Here is a 14709-nt window from a genome sequence, read left to right as displayed (position 1 = left end):
ATGGACAAAATTAATTTGTTATCAGTTTTTGTTGATTTAATTTATTTCTATGAATAGCAAAAGGTATCGCCAGAAAAACCCAAATAAAAAGCATAATAAAGGACGGAAATGCATTAAAAGATAAAATGATGCAAATTATGCCTGCTGTAATAGAATCTTCTTTTAAATAATATGCTTTCGTTAAAATTAAAAACAGAAACAGTAGAAATAGCACCGAAGCTATTAAACCATATTCTGAGAAAACCTCTAAATATACATTATTGGGTATCGCTCGTTCATTTTTTCGTTGTGCAAAATGGTCAAAATATGCATTTCTATTCACCACAATTTTTTTATACTTATTATAATGATCATAATGAAGTCCATAATTTGCAGGGCCAACTCCAAAAAAAGGATTGTCTATTCCAGAATAAAAAGCAACATTTGCGGTAATAATCCTGTCTGCTTTTGAAAAATTATTTTGAGTAAGTGTTTTTGTTGGATCAAACAGTTTTCCATATACATATTTTTGATAGAATTCCGTTTGAATAAATATTAATATACCTATGATTACAACTGGAATAACTTTAAGAAGAAAGTTTAATCGCAGAAGCTTTTTTTTATAAAAAAAGAAAATAAAGATAAATACCGAAAGTATTGAAATCGTAGACATTGAAACAATCACACTAAAAAGTAAAAACCAGCCATGAGTCATTTTTTTTAAATAAAATGCAATGGATGCCGATAGTAATAAAAACAATCCGAAATAATTACCTTCTTTGAAAGTACTGGATCTGATAAAACCTTCTAACATTTGTGGTTCCTCGATTCCCGGAAGCTTAAAATAAGGTATGTTTAATTTTGATGATAAAAATAAATACCATCCGTAAACTGCTGCTATTATGGCTCCAAAAATCCATATTTCTAAAATTTTTATATCTTTTGTGAATAATCTATAAGATACAAAATAAGCTGCCAGACACAAATAAAAATAACAAACTCTAATAAAACTATCTCCAACCCTATTTATTCGAAACGGAAATTCTTTTGGTGGATAAGGATAATTCCAATATATATTTACGATAAACGATAACGTGACTAAAATTGCTACTAATACAATGATAAGATTGTTGTTAAAAAACCAAATAGTGTCTCTTGAGATCGTTTTTTTATTAATATAGAACAGCAGCAAAATTACAAGAGCAATTTCAGATATTTTGAGTGGAAAAAAAATATTCAATGTTAGTGCCTGAGTAAAAGGCAGAAACACTAAAAAAACTTTTCTAATATCAATTTTCATTTGATTGCTTTAATTTTTTGCTTTTACTAAAAACCATTTTTAAAATCTTTGGAATTATTTTAAAATTTCTCTGCCAAATTCTATTTCCAATGGTTAAAGTTAAAATCGATAGATAAATAAATCCAAGGTTTTTTCGATTATACTTTTTAGCAAAAGTAATGCGGCTATTCATTGAAACCAAGTCTATAAATTCAGATTTTTGTTCGTTAATTTTTGACTTTGTACTATTTCCTTGTTTGTGATAAATTCCAAAAACCGGTAATATTTTTAAACTTCCGCCATTTTGTTTTGCTCGATAAACCCAGTCAAGTTCTTCATAAAATAAAAAGTAATCTTCTGATAATAATCCTATTGATTCCAGATCATGATACTTAATTATCATAGAAGCCCCGATGGGATAACTTGCTTTTTCAACTATTTTTTCAAAATTTAAAATTGCTTCATTAATCGAAATTCCTTCTCCCAAATGTGATGTCAAACCTGTTTTTGGATGATACAAACCCCCTAAAGATTGAACTTTTGTTGGATCAACATATTCTAATAAAGCTGTTCCATAAATAACTTTTGAGTTTGAAATGTCTTGCTTGTCAATTTCAGAAACAATATCTGCAAGGCTGTTTTTTTCTAAAACAGTATCATTGTTTAAGAGCCAAATATAGGAATCTTGTTCTTTTTGGTTTAAAATATATTGTAATGCTAAATTATTTCCTGCAGCAAAACCTTTGTTCTCTTTAGCTTTTACAAAAAGTATTTTTTCTTTTTTACTTTCTAATAAAAAATCCTTTTCATCAATACTTAAAAAGGATGAAGATTGCCCTTCTGCCCATGATTGCAACTCTTCAAAATATTGTAATGTTTTACTATTATCAATAATAATAATTTGATAATTGATATAATGTAATTTCAAAATACTTTCTAAGCATTCAATAGAATCCTCAGAGTTGTTATAATTTAAAAGAACAATATATACCTTCTTATTCATTAACAGAGTTGTATGTTTTAATTTCGCCTAACTTTCAAAAAGTATTGTGTACTTAAAAATGGCTCAAAAACACCTAAAGTAATTTTGTTCAAAGTTGATTTCATTGAAGAAAGGTGTTTTAAATTTGATTCTATTTTTTGCACTTCTAATTCAGGAAATAAAGTGATTAGTTTTAGCATGTCTTTTTTGCAAAAAAAACGAATATGTGTTTTGTCAAAAATTCCTTCGTCTGTATACTCAAAACTTCCTTTGATAAAGATTTTATAAAAAACTTCAAAATTTCTTATGTTAGGTAAACTGATGTAAAAATGTCCTCCTTTTTTTAGATGTGGAATTAGTTTTTGAATTGTTTTTTGTGGTTCTACTAAATGTTCTAAGACATCTGGCAATAGTATACTATCAAAAAAATCTAATTCGAAAGGAACATTATCCTGCTCGATATTTCCAATAATAAAAGAATCAAATTTTTCTTTATTCTGGTTAACATCAACGATATCAAATCCCATTATTATTTTTGCAACGCCTTTATTTTTTAATTCTAATAAAGTCGCGCCGGTGCCGGCACCAATTTCTAATATCGTTTGATCTTTTGATGTACCTATAAAAGAAATAATATCTTTTCTAATATTTGAAAAATATCCTTTTTCTTTATCTAAATAAGATTCTTGCATATTGCTTACCCGCTAATTTTAATTGTCTTTAATTTTGTATTTCTGGATACAAAATAATATTATCAAAGTTGTGATCAATCCTTCTATCAAAAAAACGGCAGTCAAACTTCCCTGTAATTTAAAAAATAAGGTCAAAAAATAACCTAAAATCAACATCATTACACAGCCGAAAGATAAAATTTTAGATAATAACTTCTGTTCATTTTTGTAAATTAAATATTGATAAAAAGGAATATTTAAAGCCGTAATAATTGGCACTATTATAAAACCTGAATAAAAACCCAGAAGGTTATAAATTTTATCCTCTATTGCATAGTTATTTATAAAAATAACACCGCCAGTTATAATCACTACAACTCCAAAAATTAATAGTGAAATATTAATGCTGTTTATTTTTTTTAAAAATAAAATTCCTTCTTTCCTGCTTTTACTGTAACTCTCACAAAATTTAGGAAAACTAACATTAAAGAAAACCGATAAATAGCTTCTAAAAATATTGAGAATCATATCGCCAATTTTGTAAATTCCGGCGTAATAATCACCAAGTAAATATTGAATTATTAAAATGGGGCTTTGTACATATGCGGCAATAGAAAAGTTAGATATTAGTATGGGATATTCATTTTTAAATTGTTTTATAACTGTATCTACTTTAACATCGAAAAGAGACAGCTGATATGATTTCCATATTTTTATAAAAAAAAACAAATAAACTAATGTATTTGATGTTCCTAGTATAAATAAAACTAGAAAATAATCTTCCTTCTCTCGAATTAAAAGATAAACTATTAAGACGTAAATTATTTTTGAAAAGAATATAAGTCTATTTATAATGCCAAATTTCTCTAGTCCTTGATAAATCCATGTAATATTAAAAAACTGACCAGATAAAAGTGTTAGAGCTAGTAAATAAAGCTTTTTATCAATATTATTAAAAATCAAACTTATCAAAAATATACCTAGAAATAGTATAAAAAAGTTGATGATTTTAATCGCAAACGAAGTGTTTAAATATTCCTGAATTTTGCGAAAATTATCTTTATTAATACTGACTTCTTTAACTCCAAGAATATTGGAGCCAAAATCAATAAACAATCCCAGTAATGTAAAGACAGATAATGCAACGCCAATCTTTCCCCAATTTTCAATGCCACATACAGAAATGACTTTTGGAGCAACTAATAATGGTGCAATTAAGTTTATTAACTGACCTGAACCATACGTTAGATAATCTATTATTGTATTTTTTTTCATTATTAGCAAATTGGTCTATAAATACAATTAATAACCAATAATAGAATCTATTCTTTTTCTTATCAGTTCAACTTATTCATAAGTAAATCATTAAACTAACTTATTTTATGGTTCAATTAATTTCTCCTTTAATAACTGCTTCTTATAAAATTTAAAAAGAAAATTTAAGAAAAGAAACAAGAAAAGAAACAAAACAGGGAATATAAATTTTAATTTTCCGTTAAGTGATTTTGTGTTTTTTATATTTAAAGTAGAATTGATTTCTTTAATCGTTTTATCAAAACTTAATAATTTTAGTCTGTTTCTTCCTTGTTCAACAACTAAATATTGTTTGGTTTTAATAAGATCATTCAATTGGGTATTTTCATTGTAATAAACCAATTTATCATTTTTATTCGTGTTTTTTACTGTATTCGAAAAACCGCTTAAAACATTATCTATTTGAGCAATAATAGTATCATTTTGAGCAATTTGCTGTTTCATACTCTTAAACCCTATTTTTTGGGCAGAATCAAAATATTCTGAAGAATTTAAATATTTTAATAACGGTTCTATAAAATCTTTTTCATCAACTAATTCACTTGAAATAAAAGATATTGTATGATAAGTATAATTTTTACTTACAACATTATCAATTAAAACCTTGTTAACATCACCATCATCAGTCATTAACTTTATAAGTTCAAAGTTTTGTTCTCTATCTTCTACAAATTTAAAAGCATCAGAAATAGGTTTAATTTCAATTTTTTTAATGGCTTTAGGATGAGAAATTCCAACAACTTTTTTTAGAAAAACGGTATCACCTGCATTAATTTTTGCATCAATTAAATCAATTTTCGAATACAAATAATCAACGCTTCCAAAATTTGGTGTTACAATAATCTCATTTTGAAATGATTTCTTGCTTGAATCCAAATACCACCCCAATCCAAATCCGAATAAAAGTAATGTTACAACAATGATCCTATTTCGAATTAAAAACTGAATCGATCTAAAAATAGCCGTGTTTATTCTATCGAAAAATCTACCGATACTTTTTGAAATCAGAAACAGATCAATTTCTTGATCTGTATTATTTTGTGGTACGTTTGTACTCATTTTTGGTTTTTATTTGATGTTGAAAATCTGCTCTAAAATCTTAATTGTGATCAAATAAGTTGGTTTTACACCTGTTGTTCCCAATCCGCCCGAAGCTAATGTACTTCCTGTTTCTAATGGATTATCTGATGCATAATATGCATAACGAACCTTTATATCGTGCGGTACGCTTTTTCTAATTTTTGATGCCGACTGAATTGCTTTTTGATAATAGGATCCTTCCATTTCAAGACCAATTACACCCCAAGTCGATTCGTGGAAAAATTTCAACAAATCTCTGTTTTGTAATGAAGTTCCTAAAACAGTAACCATTGCACCTTCGTAAACGTCGATGTCGTTTCCTTCGAACATTGCGCCTGTCAATTCATTTTCGAAGAAATAGTTATCCGCCGTTCCTTCATTTATATGTGCCGAAGGAATCATGATATCACCTTTTCCTCCTTCCAAAATTCCGGCTTTACCCATAATAGAAACCGATCTTACATTTAGTAATGTTTCTTTTTTAAATGGTTTTAAAAGCTCGTCGATTGTTTCATAAGCCTGTTCTCCAAAAGCATAATCCATTACAATAATTACCGGTTTATCTTCGTCGATATTAGCGTATGAAAATGCCGTTTTTGACCAGTCAATTTTGGCTGTATCAAAAATTTGAACGTCGATATTTGTTCCCGATGTATCTGGAAGCGAAATCATTCCGTTTTTCAATGCTAGTTCTTCAACCTGATTTCTTATTTCTTTTGAACCCGAGCCGCTTAATTCTTCATAAATAAAGAAATCTGTTTTGCCTTTGTACTTTGATGTTAACAGCGGCGTTGCAAAAATCGAGTTCATCACGCTGTGCATATTGGCACTTATTACGTGAATTGGACGTTTTAAAAGATCATTTGCTTTTAAAACTTCCTTGATATTTGTTGCCCAGATTTCTCCGTGAATATGATGTCCAAGACGTTCACGTAAAACCGGACTAAAAGTTATCGTTCGTTTATTGTTTTCTACAATTTCTTCAATCGCTAATTTTCCTAACCAATAGATAACATGCAGGAAACGATCTGGTGCATTTTCTGAACCAAAGGCGTCGTATATATCTAAAACTTCTTCAAAAGTTCTGGCTAAAATATTGGCAACGTGCGAAATTGCTTTTTCTTTTTCAATCTGCGAAAGCTTTTTTGTCTGCGTAACGGCTTGTTCTAATTTTAACCAATCACGTGAAACTTCTCCGCCGTCGTCAATTAAAACTCTATTTTTAATTTTATGAGATTCGATGAAAATAAAAGTCAAATGCGTCAGGATATCATAAATATCTGAACGTCCGCGCGTGATTTCAACATTCATTTGTTCTTCGTCAATTCTGTAGCAATTTCTCCTTCTTTTTGGAGGAACAATTGGCTGGAAATGCGATTTAGAATATCCTTCGTCTGAAGTTAAGTTGATGAATCGACATTGTTCAATTCCTATCGGAAGACGTTCTATAACGTACAAAAGCCCGTTTAGTTCTACTTTTTCTTCAGCAATATTTCCGTAGATTTCCGGACGTAAAGCCAACAATGATTCGCGTAAGCTGTCACCAGAAACTCCCATTGGTTTGTAAAAACCACGGTTGAATAAATGGCGCATTGTAATGTACATTTTTTCTATTGCTGCAGATGATTCCTGAGCTCTTGATCTTGATATATGTTTGGTTTCTTTCATGTTCTTTTAATTAAAAAAAATCTTCTTCATTTTTAAAGAAGGTAAGAATATTTCGATAAACGAAAGTAGAAACTATACTTAATACTTTAATGAATTTTAATTTAAAAAATTGTTAGAAAACATATCTCATTGGTTTTCTTTATATTCATTAAAAATTTTTACAATTTCTGGATTTCTATTCGAATAAATAATCGTAATTGTATCATTCAATCTTAAATAATCCGATCGAAGATTTACTGAATGCTTTTTATTTTCATATTCAATAAAAACATAACTATTATTTTTTATGTCTTTATTTAATTTTTTTACAACAATTTTTTCGATCACTCCATTGGTTTTCAGTTCATTATTTTCATAAATTTCTATTAAAAATCTAAATGAAAAAATTGTTAAAAACAACATTGGAAATCCAATAAAAGTAATTGCTTTCTCGAATCTTTTAGCTTTATCTACCCCTATTTCTGAAGCATAATATTTGTTGTTTGTTAAATCTAATGGAGAAATAAACTTATAATTATCAATTTTAACTATTAAAAGCCTAATTAACATTATGCTGAGAAATAAAATTCCTATCCAGCATATTCCAACAGAAAGTAACAAAATGATAGTATATTTATTTAAACCTGAGAGAATTAATGGATCAGTCCACCAATATCTGATAGCTAATAAGATACCTATTGCATTTAATATTAAATACAATGATAAATATTTTGCTTTTATTTTTAAATTCATCCTATCTTAATTCAAACTAACAAATCTACTTCAAATTATCCGCAATCTTTCTGTCATTCGACAATCTCGGAATTTTATTTTGTCCGCCTAATTTGCCTTGCGATTTCATGTATTCCTGAAATCCGTTTTTTGAAACTTTACTGATAACGACCTTTCGCAAAACGTTTCCGGTAATTAAATCGTCATAATAAATATTTTGTTTTCGCATCGAATCATCGATCGCTTCTGCAAAAGTTTCTATGTTTTCCGGCTCTTTTTCAAATTCAATTAACCATTCGTGATATGGCAATCCGTTTGCTGGCGTGATTTGAGGTGCGACAGTAAATTCGTTTATTACAATATTAGTTCCGGCCGTTGCTTCTTTCATTGCGTTTTCGACTTCGTTTGCAATTACGTGTTCGCCAAAAGCAGAAATATAATGTTTAATACGTCCTGAAACTATGACACGATACGGAGCTAAAGAGGTGAACTGAATAGTATCGCCAATATTATAACCCCAAAGTCCGGCATTCGTCGAAACTATTAAAGCATAATTTACTTCCAGTTCTACTTCGCCAATTGTATAACGTTTTGGGTTTTCAGTAAAGAATTCATCGGCTTTAATGAATTCATAGAAAATTCCGGAATTCAACAATAAAAGCATTCCTTTTTCTTTTTGGGAATCCTGATACGCAAAAAATCCTTCAGAAGCTGGAAACAACTCAATACTGTCTACTTTTTTACCTATCATTTGCTCAAACTTCGCGCGGTAAGGTTCGTAATTAACACCCCCGTAAATGAACAAATTAAAGTTTTTAAAAATTTCGCTTATCTTTTTTCCGCCGCTGTTTTCTTGTAAACGCTCAAAGTACATTTGTACCCAGGACGGAATTCCGGAAATCACAGACATATTTTCATTAATCGTTTCGCCTACAATTGTATTTACTTTGGTTTCCCAGTCATCAATACAATTGGTTTCCCAAGACGGCATTCGGTTTTTTTGCAAATATTTCGGAACAAAATGTGCTACAATACCAGAAAGTCTTCCAAATTTAATTCCGTGTTTTTCAGTCAAAATGGGGCTTCCCTGTAAAAAGATCATTTTACCATCAACAAAATCCGCATTTCCGGTTTCGTTTATATAATGTAGAATTGCATTACGCGCGGCATTGACGTGCGTAGGCATTGATTCTTTTGTAAGTGGAATATATTTGGCACCAGAAGTTGTTCCGGATGTTTTGGCAAAATAAATGGGTTTTCCTTTCCACAAAATATTTTCTTCACCAACCTTAACTTTTTCGATATAATTTTTTAAATCTTCGTAATCGCGAATGGGAACATTTTTTTGAAAATCTTCAAATGTTTTTATCTTATCAAAATGGTGGTCTTTTCCAAATTCGGTTTCCTTCGCATTTTCGATCAGGCTTTTAAAAACTTCTAGTTGAGTTTCAACTGGCTTATTGGCCCAGAAAAGTGTTTGGTTGTATATTTTGCGCGCAAATATTTTTGCTGCTATCGATTTAATTGACATTTTTTGTGGTATTATTTTTTGTCACTTTTGTTTTTCTTGCCCTTTTGCTGGCTTGTCTCCTTCTCTGTTTTTGCCACTTCTTCTCTTAGCTTAATTTCTTCTTCAGAAGCTTTCATATTTAAATCTGAAGGTTCATCAGCTTCACCTATAATAGAGTCTTTATTAAATTTTGCATATTCAAGCTGACCGCTTAAAACTTTTTGAACTCCTTTTATATAAGCTTCATTTTTTTTGAGCGCCGTTTCTAATGAATCTGATTTTATGGCCAATTCTGTCGCATTTCTTTTTAATTGAGAAGAAGAATAACCGGGAATAAATTCACGCAAAGGTGTAAAAGCAATAATGAAAGTAGTAACCAGAATAAGAAATATTCCACCTAAAGTAAACATTACAAACACATTCATTAGCGTAAGTCTGAAGGAAAAAATTTCTTCAAAAGTATCTTCATTCAAAATTACCAGTCGGTTTTTGATGAATAATTTTTTCCTAAAATTCCTTTTTTTCTTAGCCATTTTGGTTATTTATATGAGCAAATATAGTAATTAATCGCATTGTTAATGCTTGCGAAAAATGAGCATTTGCAGTAATATAATGATTTTATAAAATATTTAACGCACTTAAAAAGAAATTTTTTAATCCAAAAACCATTCTTGTTCGTATATTCTATATACCTTTGCGGTGAAAATAAAAAATCAATTTGCTTCGGCATTAAATATAATAGTCATGGGAAGATTAGGTCTTACAGAAATCCTTGTTATCGTAGGTATTGTGATATTACTTTTTGGAGGTAAAAAAATTCCAGAATTAATGAAAGGTTTAGGAAGTGGAATTAAGGAATTTAAAAACGCTGCTAAAGACGATCAACCTGCTCCTGCTAAAAAAGAAGAGGAAGAAACAAAATAATAACGTAAAAGTTATTAAAAATCCCAGATTACAAATTGTAGTCTGGGATTTTTTTGTTTTATCTCCAATTGGAATTTGAAATTTCTTTTTTGAAATTTTTAAAGTACCATCGTCAACTGAATTCTCTTTCTATCCTCATCAACCTCAGTAACCTTAACATCAACATGCTGATGTAATTTTACCACTTCGTTTACGTCGCTTACAAAACCAGCTTTTAACTGCGAAATGTGAACCAATCCGCTTTCTTTGATTCCGATATCAACAAAACAGCCAAAGTTGGTAATGTTATTAACAATTCCCGGGAGAATCATTCCAGTTCTCAAATCTTTGATCGATTTTACATTTGCATCAAATTCAAAAACCTTCGCCGACTTTCTTGGATCTAATCCAGGCTTTTCAAGCTCTTTTATGATATCTTTCAGCGTAAGTAAACCAATTTCAGGCGTTACATATTTTTCGGGCTTAATAAGCGCCGTTTTCTCTTTATTCGCAATTAAGTCATTTAACGAAAGATTCAAATCCTTTGCCATTTTTTCTACAACCGGATAAGCCTCAGGATGTACCGCCGAATTATCCAACGGATTTTTAGCATTTGTAATTCTAATAAATGCAGCTCCTTGTTGATACGCTTTATCACCCAAACGCGGCACTTTTTTCAACTGTTTTCTGTCTTCAAAAGGACCATTTTCAGAGCGGTATTGCACAATATTTTCAGCAAGCTTCTCTCCTATTCCACTCACATAACTTAGTAAATGTTTACTTGCCGTATTGATATTAATTCCAACCGAGTTTACGCAGCGAATTACCGTGCTATCTAATTCTTCTTTTAATTTAGTTTGGTCAACATCGTGTTGATATTGTCCAACTCCAATTGCTTTTGGGTCAATTTTTACCAATTCGGCCAACGGATCTGAAAGTCTTCTTCCGATAGAAACCGAACCACGAACCGTTACATCATAATTTGGAAATTCTTCTCTCGCAATTTTTGAAGCCGAATATACCGAAGCTCCAGCCTCAGAAACAATAAAAACCTGCACTGGTTTGTCAAACGCGATTTTTTTTATGAAAAATTCCGTTTCTCTTGAAGCCGTTCCGTTTCCAATAGAAATCGCATCAATTTGATAAGCGTTTACCATCGAACGGATTTTCTTGATAGCCATCGATTCCTCATTTTGAGGCGCATGCGGATAAATCGTTTCGTTGTATAATAAATCGCCTTTTTCGTCCAGACACACTACTTTACAACCACTTCTGAATCCTGGATCGATTGCCAAAATTCGTTTTTCTCCTAAAGGCGGAGCCAATAACAACTGTCCTAAATTGTTAGCAAATACCTGAATCGAATTAGCATCGGCTTTTGCCTTTGCTTCCTGCAAAGTTTCATTTCCAATTGCCGGATTCAATAAACGTTTGTAACTATCCTCAATTGCTAATTGCAAATGAGCCGTTGTATTATTTTGTTTTTTAATGATAATTTCATCAATAACATCGTAAGCATCATCGATATCAACATCAATTTTCATTTTGATGTAACCTTCATTTTCTGCACGAAGCATTGCTAGTAAACGATGCGCTGGCGCTTTTGTCAAAGACTCTTCCCAATCAAAATATTGACTGAATTTTTGCGCACCTTCTTCTTCGGCTTTCTTTTTTACGACTTTAGTTCCAATAACTGCTTTTCGCTGAAACAATCTACGAAGCTGTTTACGAACATAAATATTTTCGTTAATCCATTCCGCTACAATATCTCTTGCGCCCTGAATTGCTGCTTCTTCATTAATAACATTATCATTGATATATTGTGTAGAAAGGAAATCAATATCAACGTCACTTTCAGATATAATCAATTTCGCTAAAGGTTCTAAACCAAATTCGCGGGCAACATCGGCTTTTGTTTTTTTCTTCTTTTTGTACGGAAGGTAAAAATCTTCTATTTCTTGTAAATCAAAACTTTCTTCAATTTTTTTCTTCAAATCTGGCGTAAGCGCTTTTTGTTCTTCAATAGATTTTAGAACGGCTTCTTTACGTTTTACAAGTGTATCATAATCTTTTTGTAATTTTGCAATCTGCTCAATTACAACTTCATCAAGATTTCCGGTAACGTCTTTTCGGTAACGCGAAATGAACGGAATCGTACAATCTTCCTCTAATAATTTTACAGTGTTTTGAATACTAACTGCAGGTGCCTGAACAGACTTTGCAATGAATTGAATATTAGTCATACTTTAATGAAATAAATTCTTAATTATAAATTGATATAATTTACTTGTTAAAATTAATTTGAAAATTAATCAATGATTCGGCTAAAATAATATCTTTGTTTTGAATATTATGCCAATGGAAATTTTTTTACTCTATTTTTTATTTATAAATATCATCGTTTTTATTCTTGCCGGCTATGATAAATATCTAGCCCGAAAAAATAAACGAAGAATCCCCGAAAATACTTTGTTTTTTCTTGAAGCAATTGGAGGAACACCAGGTTTATTAACAGCGATGTTTTTCTACAGACATAAAACGAGTAAAACTTCATTTATTGTCAAATTCTCGCTAATTTTTTTGATACAGGCTGGTTTAGTTTATCTCTACTTAACTAACAAAAGATAGATATTAACATTGTTAATAACCTAAATTTTGATGATTACATCTAACTTAATTAACTGTATTTTAGATAATTAAATAAAAAACCGGATGGATTTTAAAAATCCGCCCGGTGTGTTTCTATTTATTTGGTGCGAAGCACCCGATTTTTTTGTGACTTTTATTAACAAGCTATTTTATTAACTCTATTTTGGTGTCTTCCGCCTTCAAATGCAGTCGTTAAAAAAGTTTCAACGATTTCAACCGCTTGCGGAATAGAAGTAAAACGCGCCGGAATACTCACAATATTAGCATCGTTATGTAAACGAGTTAAATACGCAATTTCTTTAGTCCAGCATAATCCAGCTCTCACTTTTGGGTGCTTATTAACCGTCATTGCAATTCCGTTTCCACTTCCGCAGATAACGATTCCAAAATCAGCTTTACCTTCAGATACATCATTTGCAACCGGATGCCCAAAATCTGGATAATCAACAGAAGCATCAGTATCTGTTCCATAATTCGTTACTTCATATCCTTTTGCTTCAAGCATTGCCACAATTGCTTTTTTATATTCTGGTCCTGCGTGGTCGTTTCCTATCGAAATTTTCATTTTTCTATACTATTAAGTTGTGTTATGCAAATTTACTTAATAAATAAATGTTCGCCACGAATTTCATTAATTTTCACTAATTTTTTGCTTACTAACATTTTACTGTGTTTTAAAAAATAAAAATTGAGTTTGTTTACAATAATTTAATCCTTTAAAACTAAACTTTGTGTTCTTTTGCAGCAACAATTTAGTCAAGATTATCCAAATTTCAACTTATAAATTTTGCGTAAAAACTTTGTGTGCTTTGTGGTAAATCCACTAAATACTGGCTTATTTATAACTCACATCATATCAAAACCTTAACACTTATCAACATTTTTACCAACTACATAACTATCTCATAATCAATAAAGAATAAACAGAATATTTGTTAAAATTTTAGAATGTTAATACCAAATCGTAATTCGTTGATATTCAATTAACTTTAAGTTAACATTATTTGTTAATAAGTTGAGATAGAAAATTAGAAGTTTTTTTTGGTTGTGTCAAAAAAAAGCCTAATCCAAAACTGGAATTAAAAATCCTAATAAAGTTTCAGTAATTTTTGGAAAAGTTATCAATATAAAAAATGCCATTTTCAACAAATAGCAGCATATGAACTTATCTACAAAATGAATTCATTTTTGGTTGTCAACCGTTGTTAATTAAAATACAAAAAGTCTTATAAATTAATCTTTTAGCTAAATATAACTATGTTGATAACTCCCAATAACTAAGAGAAACTTCATTTCAATACTTTTAAAAATAAATTTATTCGACATATTAACAAGCTATAATAACCATCAAAAATTAATTAAATTTAAAATTTCTTTTTTGTTGTATTTAATATATGTTGAAAACTATTAAAGTTGAAAAGGAAAAAAAAATTTTTGAGTTTGAAAAAAGAAGAGATTTAAACGATTTTAAGAGGATTGTTTAGGTTGTCCAGAATTTGCTGAACTTCTTCGAAATCGTTTGGATGAACTTTGAGTTTGATTCCGCCCACGGCATTTGAGTAAAGCGGCATAACAGAAAGTGTCATTTCGTTTTCAAAAAAATATGGGATTTCTTCTTGTTCTAGTAAGTGTTTGAGAACCACTGTTTCGTGCAGATAATTGAATACGGCGATCGTCTTAAAGCTTTCCATATGAGGTCTTTTTGTAAATATACGAAAAGTTATATTTTTAATAATTCTATTTGTTAAAAAGAATTATCTGATTTCTTATTTGTAATTTTAAACCTTATAAGAAAAGATATATGAGTAAGAAAATTAGAAAGCCGATAAAAAAAGAGAAAGATTTCTCTGGGAAGATCCTTAAGATTTTATCGCAAAATGCCAATAAGCCATTTAATTATAAACAGATAGGAGCGAAGTTAGAACTTGACGATACAAATAGCAGAAACCAGATTATAAAAGAT

14 protein-coding genes are annotated in these 14709 nt (G+C 30.0%); 2 read left to right on the top strand and 12 right to left on the bottom strand.

From position 1 onward, the window contains the following. Positions 1-10: 10 nt before the first annotated feature. From B3C18_RS02400 to B3C18_RS02360, 9 genes are all read right to left on the bottom strand, one after another. Positions 11-1279 (bottom strand): O-antigen ligase family protein, encoded by a 1269-nt coding sequence (locus tag B3C18_RS02400; protein ID WP_291141802.1) that lies wholly within the window; start codon positions 1277-1279, stop codon positions 11-13. Beyond that, entirely contained in the window at positions 1269-2261 is a 993-nt protein-coding gene (locus B3C18_RS02395) for a glycosyltransferase (protein ID WP_291141799.1), read from the bottom strand. The genes B3C18_RS02400 and B3C18_RS02395 overlap by 11 nt, the downstream gene beginning before the upstream one ends. Before the next feature lie 17 nt (positions 2262-2278). Continuing rightward, positions 2279-2932 (bottom strand): class I SAM-dependent methyltransferase, encoded by a 654-nt coding sequence (locus tag B3C18_RS02390; RefSeq protein WP_291141796.1) that lies wholly within the window; start codon positions 2930-2932, stop codon positions 2279-2281. Between the two features lie 18 nt (positions 2933-2950). Beyond that, positions 2951-4186, bottom strand: a complete 1236-nt coding sequence (locus B3C18_RS02385; protein WP_291141794.1) for an oligosaccharide flippase family protein — start codon at positions 4184-4186, stop codon at positions 2951-2953. A 105-nt stretch (positions 4187-4291) separates the two neighbouring features. Further along, positions 4292-5284 carry a hypothetical protein gene (locus tag B3C18_RS02380; protein ID WP_291141791.1) on the bottom strand — a complete coding sequence of 331 codons (993 nt, stop codon included), beginning with the start codon at positions 5282-5284 and terminating at the stop codon, positions 4292-4294. Positions 5285-5293: 9 nt separating this feature from the next. Further along, positions 5294-6973, bottom strand: a complete 1680-nt coding sequence (locus tag B3C18_RS02375) for a DUF6909 family protein (RefSeq protein WP_291141788.1) — start codon at positions 6971-6973, stop codon at positions 5294-5296. 126 nt (positions 6974-7099) lie between these two features. Beyond that, on the bottom strand, positions 7100-7705 hold the full coding sequence (locus B3C18_RS02370; RefSeq protein ID WP_291141785.1) for a hypothetical protein: 606 nt from the start codon (positions 7703-7705) through the stop codon (positions 7100-7102). 25 nt (positions 7706-7730) lie between these two features. Next, positions 7731-9215 (bottom strand): GH3 auxin-responsive promoter family protein, encoded by a 1485-nt coding sequence (locus tag B3C18_RS02365; RefSeq protein ID WP_291141782.1) that lies wholly within the window; start codon positions 9213-9215, stop codon positions 7731-7733. Between the two features lie 11 nt (positions 9216-9226). Further along, positions 9227-9727, bottom strand: coding sequence for a peptidase (locus B3C18_RS02360; protein WP_291141780.1), 501 nt, complete (start codon positions 9725-9727; stop codon positions 9227-9229). Between the two features lie 211 nt (positions 9728-9938). Between B3C18_RS02360 and B3C18_RS02355 the strand changes: the two genes are divergently transcribed. Beyond that, the gene (locus B3C18_RS02355; RefSeq protein ID WP_068841718.1) at positions 9939-10118 is read left to right on the top strand and encodes a Sec-independent protein translocase subunit TatA/TatB; all 180 of its coding nucleotides are present in this window, start codon (positions 9939-9941) and stop codon (positions 10116-10118) included. Between the two features lie 98 nt (positions 10119-10216). Here B3C18_RS02355 and B3C18_RS02350 read toward each other — a convergent pair whose 3' ends face one another. Then, complete coding sequence (locus tag B3C18_RS02350; protein WP_291141772.1) at positions 10217-12340, bottom strand: Tex family protein; 2124 nt, start codon at positions 12338-12340, stop codon at positions 10217-10219. Positions 12341-12449: 109 nt separating this feature from the next. Between B3C18_RS02350 and B3C18_RS02345 the strand changes: the two genes are divergently transcribed. After that, a complete protein-coding gene (locus tag B3C18_RS02345; RefSeq protein ID WP_349680552.1) occupies positions 12450-12725 on the top strand; it encodes a DUF1294 domain-containing protein in 276 nt (91 codons plus the stop codon). 157 nt (positions 12726-12882) lie between these two features. On the opposite strand, the gene rpiB is transcribed toward B3C18_RS02345, so the two are convergent. Beyond that, a complete protein-coding gene (gene rpiB / locus B3C18_RS02340) occupies positions 12883-13311 on the bottom strand; it encodes a ribose 5-phosphate isomerase B (protein WP_073484123.1) in 429 nt (142 codons plus the stop codon). Positions 13312-14203: 892 nt separating this feature from the next. Next, a complete protein-coding gene (locus B3C18_RS02335) occupies positions 14204-14437 on the bottom strand; it encodes a putative signal transducing protein (RefSeq protein WP_073484127.1) in 234 nt (77 codons plus the stop codon). Positions 14438-14709 lie beyond the last annotated feature (272 nt).

Origin of the sequence: Flavobacterium sp. UBA7680 (genome assembly GCF_002482975.1) — a bacterium.
In the GTDB taxonomy this organism is placed as follows: Bacteria; Bacteroidota; Bacteroidia; order Flavobacteriales; family Flavobacteriaceae; genus Flavobacterium.
The sequence above is the reverse complement of the archived record's forward strand: the minus strand, read 5'-3'. Positions and strand labels throughout refer to the sequence as shown.

Excerpts from the sequence above, each read along its gene's own strand:
- B3C18_RS02400 (WP_291141802.1), bottom strand. The coding sequence starts at position 1,279 with ATGAAAATTGATATTAGAAAAGTTTTTTTAGTGTTTCTGCCTTTTACT.
- B3C18_RS02395 (WP_291141799.1), bottom strand. The coding sequence starts at position 2,261 with ATGAATAAGAAGGTATATATTGTTCTTTTAAATTATAACAACTCTGAG.
- B3C18_RS02390 (WP_291141796.1), bottom strand. The coding sequence starts at position 2,932 with ATGCAAGAATCTTATTTAGATAAAGAAAAAGGATATTTTTCAAATATT.
- B3C18_RS02385 (WP_291141794.1), bottom strand. The coding sequence starts at position 4,186 with ATGAAAAAAAATACAATAATAGATTATCTAACGTATGGTTCAGGTCAG.
- B3C18_RS02380 (WP_291141791.1), bottom strand. The coding sequence starts at position 5,284 with ATGAGTACAAACGTACCACAAAATAATACAGATCAAGAAATTGATCTG.
- B3C18_RS02375 (WP_291141788.1), bottom strand. The coding sequence starts at position 6,973 with ATGAAAGAAACCAAACATATATCAAGATCAAGAGCTCAGGAATCATCT.
- B3C18_RS02370 (WP_291141785.1), bottom strand. The coding sequence starts at position 7,705 with ATGAATTTAAAAATAAAAGCAAAATATTTATCATTGTATTTAATATTA.
- B3C18_RS02365 (WP_291141782.1), bottom strand. The coding sequence starts at position 9,215 with ATGTCAATTAAATCGATAGCAGCAAAAATATTTGCGCGCAAAATATAC.
- B3C18_RS02360 (WP_291141780.1), bottom strand. The coding sequence starts at position 9,727 with ATGGCTAAGAAAAAAAGGAATTTTAGGAAAAAATTATTCATCAAAAAC.
- B3C18_RS02355 (WP_068841718.1), top strand. The coding sequence starts at position 9,939 with ATGGGAAGATTAGGTCTTACAGAAATCCTTGTTATCGTAGGTATTGTG.
- B3C18_RS02350 (WP_291141772.1), bottom strand. The coding sequence starts at position 12,340 with ATGACTAATATTCAATTCATTGCAAAGTCTGTTCAGGCACCTGCAGTT.
- B3C18_RS02345 (WP_349680552.1), top strand. The coding sequence starts at position 12,450 with ATGCCAATGGAAATTTTTTTACTCTATTTTTTATTTATAAATATCATC.
- rpiB (WP_073484123.1), bottom strand. The coding sequence starts at position 13,311 with ATGAAAATTTCGATAGGAAACGACCACGCAGGACCAGAATATAAAAAA.
- B3C18_RS02335 (WP_073484127.1), bottom strand. The coding sequence starts at position 14,437 with ATGGAAAGCTTTAAGACGATCGCCGTATTCAATTATCTGCACGAAACA.